The sequence below is a fragment of the Winogradskyella sp. HB-48 genome (assembly GCF_049942685.1).
Taxonomy (GTDB): domain Bacteria; phylum Bacteroidota; class Bacteroidia; order Flavobacteriales; family Flavobacteriaceae; genus Winogradskyella.
This window is the reverse complement of sequence record NZ_CP187934.1, coordinates 1208362-1223231: the sequence shown is the minus strand read 5'-3', so window position 1 is coordinate 1223231 and position 14870 is coordinate 1208362. Positions and strand designations below refer to the sequence as shown.

The following is a 14870-nucleotide window of genomic DNA, read 5'->3' as shown; positions in this document are numbered from 1 at the left end:
TTATTTATTTATAATGAGCAACATTCGAATTACAAAACAATTCTCTTTTGAAACTGGACATGCACTCTATGGTTACGACGGTAAGTGCAAAAATGTACACGGTCACAGTTATAGATTAGATGTTACGGTTATTGGCACGCCAATTTCTGACAATGCCAATGTGAAATTTGGGATGGTTATAGATTTTGGCGATTTGAAAAAGATTGTAAAAGATGAAATTGTTGATGTTTTTGATCATGCTACGGTGTTCAACAAAAACACACCGCATGTAGAATTGGCTAAAGAATTAGAAAGCAGAGGGCATAACGTTCTGTTGGTAAATTATCAACCTACCAGCGAAATGATGGTCATAGATTTTGCTGAAAAAATAAAAAAACGCTTACCAAGCAATATAAAATTACATTCCTTAAAACTACAAGAGACAGCAACCAGCTTTGCAGAGTGGTTTGCTTCTGATAATGAATAAGAATCATCACATAGAAATTCCCGTAGGCAAAAGAATATACTTTGCCTCAGACAACCATCTGGGTGCGCCAACAATGGAAGCTTCGCGTCCTAGAGAAAAGAAATTCGTCGCTTGGTTAGACGAGGCAAGACAAGATGCTGCTGCCATTTTCCTGATGGGAGATTTGTTTGATTTTTGGTTTGAATACAAAAAAGTGATTCCAAAAGGTTTTGCCCGAACATTAGGCAAATTAGCTGAAATCACAGATTCGGGTATTCCCGTTTATTATTTTGTAGGCAATCATGATTTATGGATGAATGGCTATTTTGAAGACGAACTAAATATTCCTGTGTTTCATAAACCACAAGAGTTTACCTTTAATAATACCTCTTTCTTTATTGGGCATGGTGATGGTTTAGGTCCTGGTGATAAGGGCTACAAACGCATGAAAAAAGTCTTTACCAGTCCATTTTTTCAGTGGTTGTTTAGATGGTTGCATCCAGATATTGGCATGAGGATTGCACAATATTTTTCAGTAAAAAACAGGTTGATTTCTGGTGATGATGATGCTAAATTTCTTGGGGAGGACAATGAGTGGTTAGTGGCTTATTGCAATCGAAAACTCGAAGAAAAGCACAGGGATTACTTTATTTTTGGTCATCGGCATTTGCCTTTGGATATTCAGCTCAACGAAGCATCAAAATATATCAATTTGGGAGATTGGATTCAATATTACACCTATGGTGTTTTTGATGGGGAAAGCTTTCACCTAAAAGAATATTAATCTTTTATTTCATCATAATGTTCCTCTACATCTTGCTGTAGGTCGAGCTCACGCAACGGTTTGTTTTTTAAACTCATTATTATAACCGTTAATAGTGTTACAGACCCACCCAAAACAACAGCTAATGGCGCTCCAAAGATTCTTGCAGCTATCCCGCTTTCAACAGCACCCAATTCGTTAGAAGACCCTACAAACATAGAGTTTACGGCACCAACTCTTCCGCGCATATGATCTGGTGTTTTAAGCTGAAGAATGGTTTGGCGTACCACCATAGAAATACCATCGAATACACCCGAACAAAACAACGCAAATACACTAAGCCATAATAACTTTGATGCTCCAAAGACAATCATAAACACACCAAAGCCAAAAACAGCTACCAACAGTTTTTTACCTGTATTTTTGGTAATAGGTATGTACGTGGTAGCCACCATGGTAATAATACTACCAGAAGAAAGCGCTGCATTTAAGACACCAAATCCTTTAGGACCTGCATCTAAGACATCTTTAGCAAATACTGCAAAAATAGCTACGGCTCCACCGAATAGAACGGCAACCATATCTAGAGTCAATGCTCCTAAAATAACCTTGTCGTTAAAGACGAATTTTATACCAGATTTAAGACTTTCCTTAATAGACTCATTTGTCGCTTTGTTTAAAATTGGTTTTTTGCTAATTCTAAAAACTAATAATAAAGCCAACATTACCAATCCAAAAATTATTCCCAAGGTATAATGCACACCAATCCAAGCAATAAGAAATCCACCACACAAAGCCCCAAACACACTTGCCCCTTTCCATGTACTACTACTCCACGTGGCAGCATTAGGGTAAGCTGATTTTGGAACAATTAAAGCAATTAATGAAAAAATAGTGGGTCCAAAAAAAGCCCTTAATACACCACCAAAAAAGACCAAACTATAAATACCAGCCAAAATCCTATGGGTACTCCACGAAGATTCAACACCTTTTGATGTTAACCAAAACAAACCAAAACTAATTAATGAAAATAAGCCGATACAAAGGGTAAAAAGGTTTCGTTTTTCTTTTCGATCTACTATATGTCCTGCGAATGGTGCCAGAAAAAAAGCTGGAAGAAATTCACACAATCCAATAATTCCTAAACTCAACTCGTTATTGGTTAAAGAATAGACTTGCCACTCAATAACTACAAATTGCATTGACCAGCCAAATACCAAAGCGAATCTCACCAATAGAAATATGTTGAATTCCTTAAATCGGAGTGCTGCGTATGGATCTGTCTTTGCCAAGGGTTATGCTTTTATGTCCTTCAATTTCAATTGTAAACTTACATTGCCATTCCAATGATTTTCATCAATGGTATAAGCGATATCAAATAGTTTTTTCTCTTTTATCAATTCTAATTTGTCACCAAGCCCAAAACCTATACAAACAAATGGATCGCTTGTTGTCTGTTTTGCTGTAAAACGTAAATGTTTGTCGTCTTCACCCACACATTTTCCCCAACCTGTATCTAGCACACCTTGCGTCGTAAAAACTGGCGTCATATTACCTGGGCCAAAAGGTGCAAACTGACGAATAATCCTATATAATTTATGATCAATTTGGTTTAAATCAATTTGCAAGTCTATATTCAGTTCTGGTGTTAAATGTTTTTGGTCAATGGTATCCTTTACAACCGCTTCAAATTTTGCTTTAAAGGCCTTGTAATTTTCTGGTAATAAGGTTAAACCTGCTGCATATTTATGACCTCCAAATTGTTCTATGAATTCCGAACAGGCTTCTAAAGCATTATACACATCAAAGCCTTTTACAGAACGTGCCGAAGCCGCCAATTTATTACCGCTTTTAGTGAATACCAAAGTAGGTCTATAATAGGTTTCCGTTAATCTAGAAGCTACAATGCCAATAACCCCTTTATGCCAGTCTTCGTCGTAAACTACAGTTGTAAAACGGTCTTGCTCATTATTTTTTTTGATTTGATGTAAGGCCTCTTCCGTAATTTGTTGATCCATTTCTCTACGATCTGTATTGAACTGATCGATATCTACTGCATAACTTGCAGCAAGGTTAAAATTGGTTTCGGTAAGCAAGGTTACGGCATGATTACCATGCTTCATACGACCTGCTGCATTAATCCTTGGTGCCACAATAAACACTACATCTATTATTGATAGTTCTTCTTTTTTTACCTCAGCGATAATTGCCTTTACTCCTGGTCTAGGATTGGTATTAATGACTTGCAAACCAAAATAAGCCAATGCTCTATTTTCGCCTACTATAGGAACAATATCTGCACCTATAGCTGTAGCTACCAAATCGAGGTATTCGGTTAAATCTTCTGCTGTTTGTCCTTGATTTAAGGCTAAGGCTGTAATTAATTTAAAACCAACTCCACAACCGCAAAGCTCTTTAAAAGGGTAGTGACAATCGTCTCGTTTTGGATCTAAAACCGCAACTGCTTTTGGAATTTCATCGCCCGGTCTGTGGTGATCGCAAATAATGAAATCGATATTTTTTTGTTTTGCGTAAGCGACTTTATCAATCGCCTTAATACCACAGTCTAAAGCAATAATGAGAGTGAAATCATTATCATGGGCAAAATCAATACCCTGATAAGACACACCGTAACCTTCTTCATAACGGTCTGGAATATAGGTTGCTACATTTGGTGTTCGCGTCTTTAAATAAGAGGACATTAAAGCCACAGATGTCGTGCCATCTACATCATAATCTCCGTAAACCAAAATATTTTCACCCTCTTTAATCGCTTTCTCAATCCGTGCAACGGCTTTATCCATGTCTTTCATAAGATATGGGTCGTGCAAATCATTAAAGCTTGGCCTAAAAAATCGTCTTGCTTCTTCGTAGGTTTCGATACCACGTTGCAGTAATAAAGTTGCCACAATATCATCAACCTGAAGCTCCTTTTTTAAAGCTTCAACTTTTGAGGGTTCTGGTTTTGGTTTTAGTGTCCAACGCATAGAAAATTACATGCTGTGCTTGGTTCCTATGTGATAAAAAATTTCAGTTTGTACTTCTGCAAACTGCCTAAACATTTCCATGACACCGCAATATTTTTCAACAGATAGGCTTACGGCGCGTTCACATTTTTTCTTGTTTAAATCCGTCCCATAAAAATGATAATCTACTTGTACCGTATGATAATACTTTGGGTGCTCTTCAGTTAATTCACCTGAAACTTCAATCTTAAAATCATCAATCTTTTCATTCATTTTGTTTAAAATTGAAATTACATCCAATCCTGAGCAACCCGCTAAAGAAGATAACATCATGGCCTTAGGAGACAATCCGAAACGCTCTTTTTGACCTTCAACATCAGTGTCCATAATTACAGTCTTACCACTAGGATTATCTGACTCAAATATTAATCCGCCTTTCCAATGGGTTGTTATTTTATGTGCCATTTTAAAAGTTTACAAGTTAAAAATACTTAAAGTGCTTAAAGTTAATAAGTAAAAATGGATAACAAGCAATAAAGTTAGGTTTGTATTGTAGAATGACTTTAAGTACTTTAGACACTAAAAAACTTTAAGAATTCATATTATGGCATTAGTAACACCGTTATCTCCCGAACACGATTTAGAAACCAAGGAATTGGCTGAATTCTTTAATGAAACTTTAGGGTTTTGTCCTAATTCGGTCTTAACCATGCAACGCAGACCTGCCATTAGCAAAGCATTCATCAATTTAAACAAAGCCGTTATGGCTAATGAAGGTCGTGTAACTTCTGCCCTAAAGCGAATGATTGCTTGGGTAAGCAGTAATGCTACAGGTTGTAGATATTGCCAAGCACATGCCATTAGAGCAGCTGAACGTTATGGCGCAGAACAAGAACAATTAGATAATATTTGGGAGTACAGAACGCATCCTGCGTTTAACGATGCCGAGCGTGCTGCATTAGATTTTAGTTTAGCTGCTTCTTTAGTGCCAAATGCTGTTAATGTTGATATTAAAAAGCGTTTGTATGAGCATTGGAACGAAGGCGAAATTGTAGAAATGCTTGGTGTGATTTCCTTGTTTGGTTATCTAAACCGTTGGAATGACTCAATGGGAACAGACATCGAAACTGGTGCTGTAGAAAGTGCGGACCAATATTTAGGAAAACATGGTTGGGAAAAAGGAAAGCATGATGGAAGTCATTATTAATTTAATTAACAAATATTTCAAAATACTTCTCTTCCATTGTACTCATACAGATTGCCTTAAAAAAGACATGATTAGAAACATTGTAGGAATCTACTATGCTGAGATTCTGAAAAGAAAAATGAACAGACTCTTTAGTCTCAATATTATAAAAGTGAATATCTGAATCACCGTAATAGTCTGCAAAACCGTATAGTTTAGTTTCTGTTATAAATCTAGGCTTATCTAATGTAGTAAAAGCCAGCCCTGTCTCAAGATCAACAAGCACTACTTCACTCCCTTCAAAATAAGTCATCAGAATCATGACATAGTTCTTAAACTTTGCCTTGAACTCATATTTTGAATACGATTTTTCTTGTTCTAAATTATTTTCTGCAATAATCTCTTGTCCTTGGCTATTTTTGAACCTATATCCTTTATCTGTTTTCCTAAAAATTTCAGGATAATCTTCTTGATAAACTTCTTCGATTGAATCACTATTTGTGAAAATTGTCAATTTGTAAGGATCACGGAATGTTTGAGGCTTATACTTGGATGAATCAATTTCATTCATATTAAAATTGACCGGATGATTAGACCTTACACTTGGTAATAAATCGCAATCCACCTGTTTTACTTTTTCAATAGTTGATTCAAATGTTTTTTGCTCACTGGTAACTGTAGATAAAGAGACTAATGAAACTATAATTAATAAACTTATCTTCATTTTTTATCGGTTTTACCGCCAACCACAATAACGATCTCTCCTTTTGGTGGCTTGTTGGTATAATGCTCTAAAACCTCTTTTGCTGTTCCTCTTACAGTTTCTTCATAAAGTTTGGTAAGCTCTCTAGATACAGAAACAGGTCTATCTTCTCCAAAATACTCACAAAAATGCCCTAAGGTCTTTACTAACTTATGTGGACTTTCATAAAAAATCATGGTTCGGGTTTCTTCGGCTAAAAGTAACAATCGGGTTTGGCGACCCTTTTTTACAGGTAAAAAACCTTCAAACACAAACCTATCGTTTGGCAAACCACTATTTACCAAAGCTGGCACAAACGCTGTCGCTCCTGGCAAACACTCAACCTCAATGTCATTTTCTACACAAGCTCTAACCAACAAAAATCCAGGGTCGGAAATGGCAGGTGTTCCAGCATCACTAATCACAGCAATTGTAAGTCCTGACTTTAGTTTTTCAATAAGATTATTCACCGTTTTATGCTCGTTGTGCATGTGGTGACTTTGCATTAGAGTATCAATCTCAAAGTGCTTTAAAAGTTTTCCGGAAGTTCTGGTATCTTCTGCAAGAATTATATCAACCTCCTTTAAAACCTCAACCGCCCTGAAGGTGATATCCTTTAAATTTCCTATAGGTGTTGGTACTAGGTATAGTTTACTCATTTAAAGATTGCAATTGTACTCCTTTGCTTATTAGTTGAATTTACCCTCAACAATTTCTATAAAGCGATCTTCGTACTCTTCTTTACCTTCCCAGTTATTATAATCTGGTTTTACCATATCGAAAATTAATTTACGTGCTTCTGATAGCGAATCCGTAGTATTAATTTGAGAAATGACACGGTCATAATCTTCATTTTTACCATCAAAAAGGTGCTTAATAAAAGCCAATTTATCATTTAAGCCTATTTGCAGCCCTTTGCCTTTCAATTTGTCATTTAACGACTTTTTAGCTTCCTCTGCTTGTCGTCTTTGGGCTTCCTCAATAGGTTCAAACTCTGGTATGTCAGCAAAATCTGAACTTATGTTTTCAAATTCTATGGTGGTTGGTTTTTCATTAGTAACCACTTCTTCAACCATAATGTCTACCTGTTGGCTCTCACCTGGCATTTGTGCCACCATATCCTTAATTTTTTCCATAACGGGCTCCATGATGCCATCATCTTCAACTTCATCAACATTAACGTAGGTTTTGTTCCCAACAACTATATTGTCACTAACGGTATTATTGAATGCAGCATCTAACATTCCGAAAAAAGAGGAGTCATTTCCAATAGTGGGCATATCGTCCTCAAAATTCTCTTGTGCGAATTTTAAAACTGTAAGTTTTTCATAAAGCTTAGCAACCTCATCATGCATTCTATTAACATCTTCTCTGCCTTTTAATTTTAGAATCCTATGGGCTATACTAATTAATTCCGATTCTAATTTCTTTTTCATCCTAATACCTTTTGATTTTTATTATTTTTGATTGACCTTTATGCAAACGAAAAACGACTACGTTTTAGTGCTAAAATTACGAAATGTTTCTCGAAAATACGGTAAATCATAAAGAACAATTTGGCTGGATTGAGGTGATTTGTGGATCGATGTTCTCTGGTAAGACCGAAGAACTGATTCGCAGGTTAAAACGCGCACAATTTGCAAGACAAAAAGTAGAAATCTTCAAACCCGCCGTTGACGTGCGTTACGATAATGAAATGGTCGTTTCTCACGACTCTAACGAAATACGATCCACACCTGTACCCGCAGCAGCCAATATTCCAATTTTAGCTGACGGCTGTGATGTTGTTGGGATTGACGAGGCACAGTTTTTTGATGACGAAATTGTACGTGTTTGTAATGACTTGGCCAATAAAGGGGTTCGTGTTATTGTAGCAGGATTAGATATGGACTTTAAAGGCAATCCTTTTGGTCCTATGCCATATCTTATGGCAACTGCGGAGTATGTAACAAAAGTCCACGCCATTTGTACTAAGACTGGCAACCTAGCACAATACAGTTATAGGAAAGCCCAAAGCAATGATTTGGTCTTATTGGGAGAGGTTGAAGAATACGAACCTTTAAGTCGTGCTGCTTTTTACAAATCCATGCTTCGTGATAAGGTAAGACAGATGAAGGTGAAAGATGCTGAAGAAGTAAAAGCTAAAGAAAATAAGTCGGATGCCAAAAGCGAATGAAACTGTCCTAGAAATTGATTTAAGTGCCTTAACGCACAATTTCAATTATTTAAAATCAAAACTAAAACCCAACACTAAGTTTTTAGCCGTTGTTAAAGCCTTTGCTTATGGCAGTGATTCTGTTGCTATTGCTAAACATTTAGAAATGCTTAACGTAGATTACCTCGCTGTTGCCTATGCTAAAGAAGGTGTTTTACTTAGAGAGGCTGGTGTTACGACTCCCATATTAGTTTTGCATCCTCAGCCTGTAAATTTTATAACCATTATAAAGCACTGTTTGGAGCCTAGTATTTACAGTCAGAGAATTTTAGATGAATTTGTAAAGGTAGCGGAGGCAGAGCATCAAAATAACTATCCTATACACATTAAGTTTAACACAGGTTTAAATCGCTTAGGGTTCTGGGAAAATGATATAGACCTTATAGCTTCGAAATTAAGTAGGACAAAGGCTATAAAAGCAAAATCACTCTTTTCACATTTAGCGGCTAGTGAGGATAAAAATGAAATTGAGTTTACTAAAAATCAAATAGCATCTTTTAAATCCATAGCTGAAGATTTTAAGTCCAAATTGGATTATAGTCCCTGGTTACACTTATGCAACACTTCTGGCATTATTAACTATCCTGAAGGACACTTAGATATGGTAAGAAGTGGCATAGGGCTTTACGGTTTTGGGAACTCAGCAACTGAAGACAAACAGCTAAAGCCAATTGCAAGTTTGAAGTCTGTGATTTCACAAATTCATAATATTGAAAAAGGAGAAACCGTTGGCTATAACAGAGTATATAAAGCAGAAGGTTTTGAGACAACCGCTACTATACCCATTGGCCATGCAGATGGCATTACAAGAATATATGGCAAAGGAAATGGCTTTGTTTTTGTCAATGGACAAAAAGCGCCCATAATTGGCAATGTTTGTATGGACATGATTATGGTGAACGTAACAGGTATAAACTGTAAAGAAGGTGATGAAGTTATTATCTTTGATGGATTACATAAAGCTTCTAATCTTGCAGAATCTTCAGGTACAATTTCTTATGAAATTATTACCGCAATATCTCAACGCGTTAAAAGAAATATAATCCCAGCTTAAGATTTTTTTAACAAATTGTGACTTTTTATTTATTTTAGTGTCTAAGTAACATATATACTAACTATTAAAACACTAAATTATGTTAAAAGAATTTAAAGAATTTGCAATGAAAGGCAACCTTGTCGACATTGCTGTTGGTTTTGTAATGGGTGCTGCTTTTAATAAAGTAGTTGCATCATTCACCGGTGGAATTGTATCGCCGTTAATAGGTTTAATTTTCAACTCAGACTTTAAAGATTTAAGGTATAAATTGCAAGAAGGCACTCAAAATGAAGCAGGTGAGATGGTAGGAGAAGTATGGTTAGAGTATGGAACATTTTTAACTAATGTTATTGACTTTATAATTGTTGCGTTTGTAATGTTTATGGTTGTAAAAGGTGTTAACAAAATGAAGAAAAAAGAAGAACCTGCTCCTGAAGCACCAGCTGGTCCATCTGAAATCGACTTACTAATGGAGATCAGAGATTCTTTAAAAAAATAAATAGAATATAGCTACCGCTATACTACATTTTTATTAATCAAACCCAGACTCAAGGTCTGGGTTTTTCTTTATCAAAAAACAATAAAGTTAAATAATTAACATTTTGTTTTTAAATGTTAAGAGCCTGTTTTTTATTTAAATCAAGGGCTTTTTTTTATGTAATTTTACGCTGTATTTATTTAAAATCATTAAAATGAAAGTAGCTGTAGTAGGTGCAACCGGCTTGGTGGGTAGCGTTATGTTAACCGTTCTAAAAGAACGAAATTTTCCAATTGATGAATTACTATTAGTAGCATCAGAACGTTCTGTTGGTAAAACCATGGAATTTAAGGGAAAGACCTATGAGGTGATTAGCATTCCTACCGCAATTGAAAAGCGTCCAGATATAGCTCTTTTTTCAGCTGGTGGCAATACGTCTTTAGAGTGGGCACCTAAATTTGCTGCTGTAGGTACTACGGTAATCGATAACTCTTCAGCATGGAGAATGGATATGTCTAAAAAACTCATTGTTCCTGAAATTAATGCCGGCCAATTAACCAAAGAAGACAAAATTATTGCCAATCCAAATTGTTCTACCATACAAATGGTTATGGCATTAGCACCACTTCATCGTAAATACAAAATAAAACGTATTGTTGTGTCTACATACCAATCCGTATCTGGTACAGGAGCAAAAGCTGTTGAACAGTTAGAAAACGAAATTGCCGGCATAAAAGGAGAGATGGCTTACCATTATCCTATTCACAAAAATGCAATCCCTCATTGTGATGTTTTTGAAGAAAATGGATATACAAAAGAAGAAATGAAACTGGTAAGAGAAACTCAAAAAATCCTTGATGACAGAACTATTGCCGTAACCGCTACTGCTGTAAGAATTCCTACAGCAGGTGGACACAGTGAAGCTGTAAATGTGGAATTTGAAAATGATTTCGACTTAACAGAAGTAAGACAACTCCTTAACAATACTGAGGGCGTAACAGTACAGGACAACTTAGATGTTAATGTATACCCAATGCCAATTTATGCTAATGGGAAGGATGATGTATTTGTGGGCAGAATACGAAGAGATGGTTCTCAACTAAATTCATTAAACCTTTGGATTGTTAGCGACAATCTTAGGAAAGGAGCTGCCACAAACACTATTCAAATAGCAGAATACCTTGTAAAAAACAATCTGGTTTAGTCTTTTCATAGTTTTTGGGCTAACCTTAAATTTTGTATCTTTCATCTCGTTCTCTAACGAGGTGTTAGAAGACTATTTATGTTTAAAAACATCTAACCCAATAATGTCCTCTATTAGACTTCTATTGGATCTAATACTAAAAAAACCGATTATGAAAAAACTAGTTCTAATTACTGCATTACTAAGTATTTTTGTTTCCTGTAAAAATGAATCTGAAAAAGTGAAACCCATTACCGTAAACTACCCTGAAACTAAAAAAGTTGATACTGTTGACAATTACTTTGGCGAAGATGTATCTGACCCTTATCGTTGGTTAGAAGATGACAGAAGTGCTGAAACCGAAGCTTGGGTAAAATCTCAAAACCAAACCACTTTTGGCTATTTGGATAATATCCCTTACAGAGAAGAATTAAAAGAGCGTCTCACAAAACTGTGGAATTACGAAAAAATAGGTGCCCCTTTTAAAGAAGGCGACTACACTTATTTTTATAAAAACGATGGGTTACAAAACCAATACGTCATCTACAGATATAAAAACGATGCTGACCCAGAAACAGCAGAGGTGTTTTTGGATCCAAATACTTTTAAAGAAGATGGAACTATCTCTTTGGGCGGAACAAGTTTTTCTAAAGATGGGAAAACATTAGCCTACTCAATTTCCGAAGGTGGTAGTGATTGGAGAAAAATTCTGATAATGAATGTCGAAACCAAAGAAATAATTGAAGACACTCTGGTGGATATAAAGTTTAGTGGTATGTCTTGGTATAAAAATGAAGGTTTCTATTACTCTAGCTACGATAAGCCAAAGGGCAGTGAACTGTCTGCCAAAACAGACCAACACAAAGTCTATTATCACAAATTAGGCACAAAACAATCTGAAGACCAGTTAATTTATGGAGGCACTCCAGAAGAAAAACACCGTTATATCTACGGTGGAGTTACAGAAGATGATCGTTATCTAATTATTACACCTAGAGTTTCTACCTCAGGAAATAAGCTTTATATAAAAGACCTTACCAAACCAAACGCTCCATTTGTTGAAATTTTAGGTCATACAGATTCAGATTCCAACATTATAGAAAATGTAGGTTCTAAACTCTACATTATGACCAATCTGAATGCGCCAAATCAAAAAGTCGTTACCGTAGATGCATCAGATCCAAAACCTGAAAATTGGAAAGACTTTATTCCTGAAACTGAAAACGTACTTAGCCCATCTACAGGTGGGGGTTATTTCTTTGCAGAATATATGGTAGATGCTGTTTCAAAAGTTTTACAATACGATTACGATGGAAATCTAGTAAGAGAGGTTGAACTACCTGGTGTTGGTAGTGCTGGTGGCTTTGGTGCTAAAAAAGAAGAAAAAGAATTGTATTATTCTTTTACAAACTACGTAACTCCTGGAAGTATCTACAAATACGATATTGAAAAAGGAACATCTGAATTATACCGAAAACCAAACATAGATTTTAATCCTGAAAACTACGAAAGCAAGCAAGTGTTTTATACCTCTAAGGATGGTACAAAAATACCAATGATAATCACTCATAAAAAAGGGATAGAACTCAACGGAAAAAATCCAACAATTCTATATGGTTATGGCGGTTTCAATGTTTCCCTTACACCTAGCTTTAGTATTACGAACGCGGTTTGGATGGAACAAGGAGGTATTTATGCTGTTGCTAATTTACGTGGTGGTGGTGAATATGGAAAAAAATGGCATGATGCAGGTACGCAAATGAAAAAACAGAATGTTTTTGATGACTTTATTGCTGCAGCAGAATACTTAATTTCAGAAAAATATACCTCATCGGATTACTTGGCCATTAGAGGTGGTTCCAATGGTGGTTTGTTGGTTGGTGCAACAATGACACAAAGGCCAGATTTAATGAAAGTTGCATTGCCAGCTGTTGGAGTTTTAGATATGCTACGTTATCATACGTTTACGGCTGGTGCAGGTTGGGCATACGATTATGGTACTGCTGAAGAAAGTAAAGAAATGTTTGAATATCTCAAAGGCTATTCTCCTGTACATAACGTAAAAGAAGGTATTGAATATCCTGCAACTTTAGTAACAACTGGAGATCATGATGATAGAGTGGTTCCCGCTCACAGTTTTAAATTTGCTGCAGAGTTACAGAGTAAACAAACAGGAGACAATCCAACATTGATAAGAATTGAAACCGATGCTGGTCATGGTGCCGGCACTCCTGTAAGCAAAACTATTGAGCAGTATGCTGACATCTTTGGATTTACACTCTACAACATGGGATTTGATGTTTTACCAAGTAAAACCAAGGAAAAAGTGAAAGGCTAATTTTTGAATTCCCTCTTTAAATTGTCGTTTATCTTTTTTTAGTTGATTGTGAACGATTTAATTAAAAAAGCTTAGATTTACTCCTATTTTTGTTAAAAAAGTAGGGGTTTTTCTATTTAAGTTGTTCTATAATTGCGCCGCTGTTATTTCTAAATGAAAAAAAAGTACACTCTAAGACTGGTTTTTTTAACCTTGTTGTCGCTTTCATCTTGTGGGAAATCTGATGATAATACAACGCCTTTATCTATTGTAACAAATCCTGACGAGGTCTTTTTAGCTCAGAATTCTCAGGTAGAAATATTCATATTTAATAACGATTCTAATATTCCTCAATCTGGCTCGCTTTCCATAAGTCAGCCATCATTGGGTTCGGCGGTAATTAATAATAATAACACCCCTGAAAATGTAAATGACGATTATATAATTTATACTGCTAATGCAAATGTTACAGGTGAAGATTCTATTCAATATACCATATGTGATGCTTCAGATAACTGTTCAGCTGAAAACGTTTCTTTATCAATTACATCGTTATCTATTGTAAATATGTTTGAAGGCGATACTCCTCATTCAAATTTATCCTCCTACAATTTTTTCGAAGGTGATTTAAACGCGCTCAACCCTACTTTTGGTGTTTTCCCTTACGACCTAATTACTCCTTTGTTTACAGATTATGCAAAGAAAAAACGCTTTATATGGATGCCTAATGGAGTTAAGGCAAATTATATCAATGATTATACACCTATAGATTTTCCAACGGGAAGTGTTATCATTAAGAACTTCTTTTATTACAATGTGCAACCCGATAATTCTACAAAAATTATTGAGACTAGACTTATGTACAAAAAGGAAACTGAGTGGGATTTTGCTAATTACGTATGGAATGAAGAACAAACAGAGGCTTTTTTTACCAATTCTGGCAGTATTGTTAACCTTAGTTGGTTGGAAGGGGAAAACATCAAAACAACAGATTATCGGATACCTTCTAGAGCAGAATGTTTTACATGCCACAATCAATTAGACGATCCAACCCCAATTGGTTTAAAACCTCAAAATTTGAATAAGAACTATATATACGATGATGGTTCGGCAAATCAACTACGCAAACTTATCGAGTTCGGTTACTTAAACTCGGATATCCCGGATAATATAAACTCATCTGTTCCGTGGGATGATGATTCTCATCCACTTGAAACAAGAGTACGTTCTTATCTAGACATTAATTGTGCACATTGCCACTCTGATGATGGCCATTGTAATTATAGACCCATGAGGTTCGCTTTTCACTTAACAGAAAACACTGAAAATATAGGTGTTTGCGTAGTGCCTGAAACTCAATTCATTCCAAATTCATATATTGTAAAGCCCAATGATACTGACTTATCTATACTTTATTACAGAATAAGTACTACCGATGAATCTTTTAGGATGCCTTTATTAGGAAGAACAACTAACCATGAAGAAGGTATAGATCTTATAGAAGAATGGATAAACTCTTTAAATAATTGTGAATAATAC

General features: G+C 35.6%; 15 protein-coding genes. 9 read left to right on the top strand and 6 right to left on the bottom strand.

Annotated features, from left to right (window positions below; genetic code table 11):
• Positions 1-13: 13 nt before the first annotated feature.
• Together ACPX19_RS05445 and ACPX19_RS05440 are read left to right on the top strand one after the other, a co-directional pair.
• The gene (locus ACPX19_RS05445) at positions 14-466 is read left to right on the top strand and encodes a 6-pyruvoyl trahydropterin synthase family protein (RefSeq protein ID WP_426431967.1); all 453 of its coding nucleotides are present in this window, start codon (positions 14-16) and stop codon (positions 464-466) included.
• Between the two features lie 10 nt (positions 467-476).
• Positions 477-1229 carry a UDP-2,3-diacylglucosamine diphosphatase gene (locus ACPX19_RS05440; protein WP_426432433.1) on the top strand — a complete coding sequence of 251 codons (753 nt, stop codon included), beginning with the start codon at positions 477-479 and terminating at the stop codon, positions 1227-1229.
• Here ACPX19_RS05440 and ACPX19_RS05435 read toward each other — a convergent pair.
• Genes ACPX19_RS05435 through ACPX19_RS05425 form a run of 3 tightly spaced genes read right to left on the bottom strand, consistent with a single transcriptional unit; the run spans position 1226 to position 4639 of the window.
• Positions 1226-2500, bottom strand: coding sequence for an MFS transporter (locus ACPX19_RS05435; protein ID WP_426431965.1), 1275 nt, complete (start codon positions 2498-2500; stop codon positions 1226-1228). The genes ACPX19_RS05440 and ACPX19_RS05435 overlap by 4 nt on opposite strands.
• A 3-nt stretch (positions 2501-2503) precedes the next feature.
• Positions 2504-4195 carry a single-stranded-DNA-specific exonuclease RecJ gene (gene recJ, locus ACPX19_RS05430; protein WP_426431964.1) on the bottom strand — a complete coding sequence of 564 codons (1692 nt, stop codon included), beginning with the start codon at positions 4193-4195 and terminating at the stop codon, positions 2504-2506.
• A gap of 6 nt (positions 4196-4201) precedes the next feature.
• On the bottom strand, positions 4202-4639 hold the full coding sequence (locus tag ACPX19_RS05425; RefSeq protein ID WP_426431963.1) for an OsmC family protein: 438 nt from the start codon (positions 4637-4639) through the stop codon (positions 4202-4204).
• A gap of 139 nt (positions 4640-4778) precedes the next feature.
• Between ACPX19_RS05425 and ACPX19_RS05420 the strand changes: the two genes are divergently transcribed.
• On the top strand, positions 4779-5381 hold the full coding sequence (locus ACPX19_RS05420; protein ID WP_426431962.1) for a carboxymuconolactone decarboxylase family protein: 603 nt from the start codon (positions 4779-4781) through the stop codon (positions 5379-5381).
• A 1-nt stretch (position 5382) separates the two neighbouring features.
• Here ACPX19_RS05420 and ACPX19_RS05415 read toward each other — a convergent pair whose 3' ends face one another.
• Genes ACPX19_RS05415 through ACPX19_RS05405 form a run of 3 tightly spaced genes read right to left on the bottom strand, consistent with a single transcriptional unit; the run spans position 5383 to position 7538 of the window.
• Positions 5383-6084 (bottom strand): hypothetical protein, encoded by a 702-nt coding sequence (locus tag ACPX19_RS05415; RefSeq protein WP_426431961.1) that lies wholly within the window; start codon positions 6082-6084, stop codon positions 5383-5385.
• Positions 6081-6761 carry a 16S rRNA (cytidine(1402)-2'-O)-methyltransferase gene (gene rsmI / locus ACPX19_RS05410; protein WP_426431960.1) on the bottom strand — a complete coding sequence of 227 codons (681 nt, stop codon included), beginning with the start codon at positions 6759-6761 and terminating at the stop codon, positions 6081-6083. Before rsmI ends, ACPX19_RS05415 begins: the two co-directional genes overlap by 4 nt.
• Before the next feature lie 30 nt (positions 6762-6791).
• Positions 6792-7538: a hypothetical protein gene (locus tag ACPX19_RS05405; protein WP_426431959.1), complete on the bottom strand. Its 747-nt coding sequence runs from the start codon at positions 7536-7538 to the stop codon at positions 6792-6794.
• Positions 7539-7621: 83 nt separating this feature from the next.
• On the opposite strand from ACPX19_RS05405, the gene ACPX19_RS05400 reads away from it, so the two are divergent.
• The 6 genes from ACPX19_RS05400 to ACPX19_RS05375 all read left to right on the top strand — a co-directional run bounded on the left by ACPX19_RS05400 (position 7622) and on the right by ACPX19_RS05375 (position 14867).
• Complete coding sequence (locus ACPX19_RS05400; protein ID WP_426431958.1) at positions 7622-8278, top strand: thymidine kinase; 657 nt, start codon at positions 7622-7624, stop codon at positions 8276-8278.
• Complete coding sequence (alr, locus tag ACPX19_RS05395) at positions 8262-9371, top strand: alanine racemase (RefSeq protein ID WP_426431956.1); 1110 nt, start codon at positions 8262-8264, stop codon at positions 9369-9371. The genes ACPX19_RS05400 and alr overlap by 17 nt, the downstream gene beginning before the upstream one ends.
• Positions 9372-9450: 79 nt before the next feature.
• Complete coding sequence (gene mscL / locus ACPX19_RS05390; RefSeq protein ID WP_426431955.1) at positions 9451-9852, top strand: large-conductance mechanosensitive channel protein MscL; 402 nt, start codon at positions 9451-9453, stop codon at positions 9850-9852.
• Between the two features lie 193 nt (positions 9853-10045).
• A complete protein-coding gene (locus ACPX19_RS05385) occupies positions 10046-11035 on the top strand; it encodes an aspartate-semialdehyde dehydrogenase (protein ID WP_426431954.1) in 990 nt (329 codons plus the stop codon).
• A gap of 151 nt (positions 11036-11186) precedes the next feature.
• Positions 11187-13352, top strand: a complete 2166-nt coding sequence (locus tag ACPX19_RS05380) for a prolyl oligopeptidase family serine peptidase (RefSeq protein WP_426431953.1) — start codon at positions 11187-11189, stop codon at positions 13350-13352.
• A gap of 153 nt (positions 13353-13505) precedes the next feature.
• Positions 13506-14867 (top strand): Ig-like domain-containing protein, encoded by a 1362-nt coding sequence (locus ACPX19_RS05375; protein WP_426431951.1) that lies wholly within the window; start codon positions 13506-13508, stop codon positions 14865-14867.
• The last annotated feature ends 3 nt before the right edge of the window (positions 14868-14870 follow it).

Excerpts from the sequence above, each read along its gene's own strand:
- rsmI (WP_426431960.1), bottom strand. The coding sequence starts at position 6,761 with ATGAGTAAACTATACCTAGTACCAACACCTATAGGAAATTTAAAGGAT.
- ACPX19_RS05415 (WP_426431961.1), bottom strand. The coding sequence starts at position 6,084 with ATGAAGATAAGTTTATTAATTATAGTTTCATTAGTCTCTTTATCTACA.
- ACPX19_RS05405 (WP_426431959.1), bottom strand. The coding sequence starts at position 7,538 with ATGAAAAAGAAATTAGAATCGGAATTAATTAGTATAGCCCATAGGATT.
- ACPX19_RS05380 (WP_426431953.1), top strand. The coding sequence starts at position 11,187 with ATGAAAAAACTAGTTCTAATTACTGCATTACTAAGTATTTTTGTTTCC.
- ACPX19_RS05420 (WP_426431962.1), top strand. The coding sequence starts at position 4,779 with ATGGCATTAGTAACACCGTTATCTCCCGAACACGATTTAGAAACCAAG.
- ACPX19_RS05445 (WP_426431967.1), top strand. The coding sequence starts at position 14 with ATGAGCAACATTCGAATTACAAAACAATTCTCTTTTGAAACTGGACAT.
- ACPX19_RS05400 (WP_426431958.1), top strand. The coding sequence starts at position 7,622 with ATGTTTCTCGAAAATACGGTAAATCATAAAGAACAATTTGGCTGGATT.
- recJ (WP_426431964.1), bottom strand. The coding sequence starts at position 4,195 with ATGCGTTGGACACTAAAACCAAAACCAGAACCCTCAAAAGTTGAAGCT.
- mscL (WP_426431955.1), top strand. The coding sequence starts at position 9,451 with ATGTTAAAAGAATTTAAAGAATTTGCAATGAAAGGCAACCTTGTCGAC.
- ACPX19_RS05375 (WP_426431951.1), top strand. The coding sequence starts at position 13,506 with ATGAAAAAAAAGTACACTCTAAGACTGGTTTTTTTAACCTTGTTGTCG.
- alr (WP_426431956.1), top strand. The coding sequence starts at position 8,262 with ATGCCAAAAGCGAATGAAACTGTCCTAGAAATTGATTTAAGTGCCTTA.
- ACPX19_RS05425 (WP_426431963.1), bottom strand. The coding sequence starts at position 4,639 with ATGGCACATAAAATAACAACCCATTGGAAAGGCGGATTAATATTTGAG.
- ACPX19_RS05385 (WP_426431954.1), top strand. The coding sequence starts at position 10,046 with ATGAAAGTAGCTGTAGTAGGTGCAACCGGCTTGGTGGGTAGCGTTATG.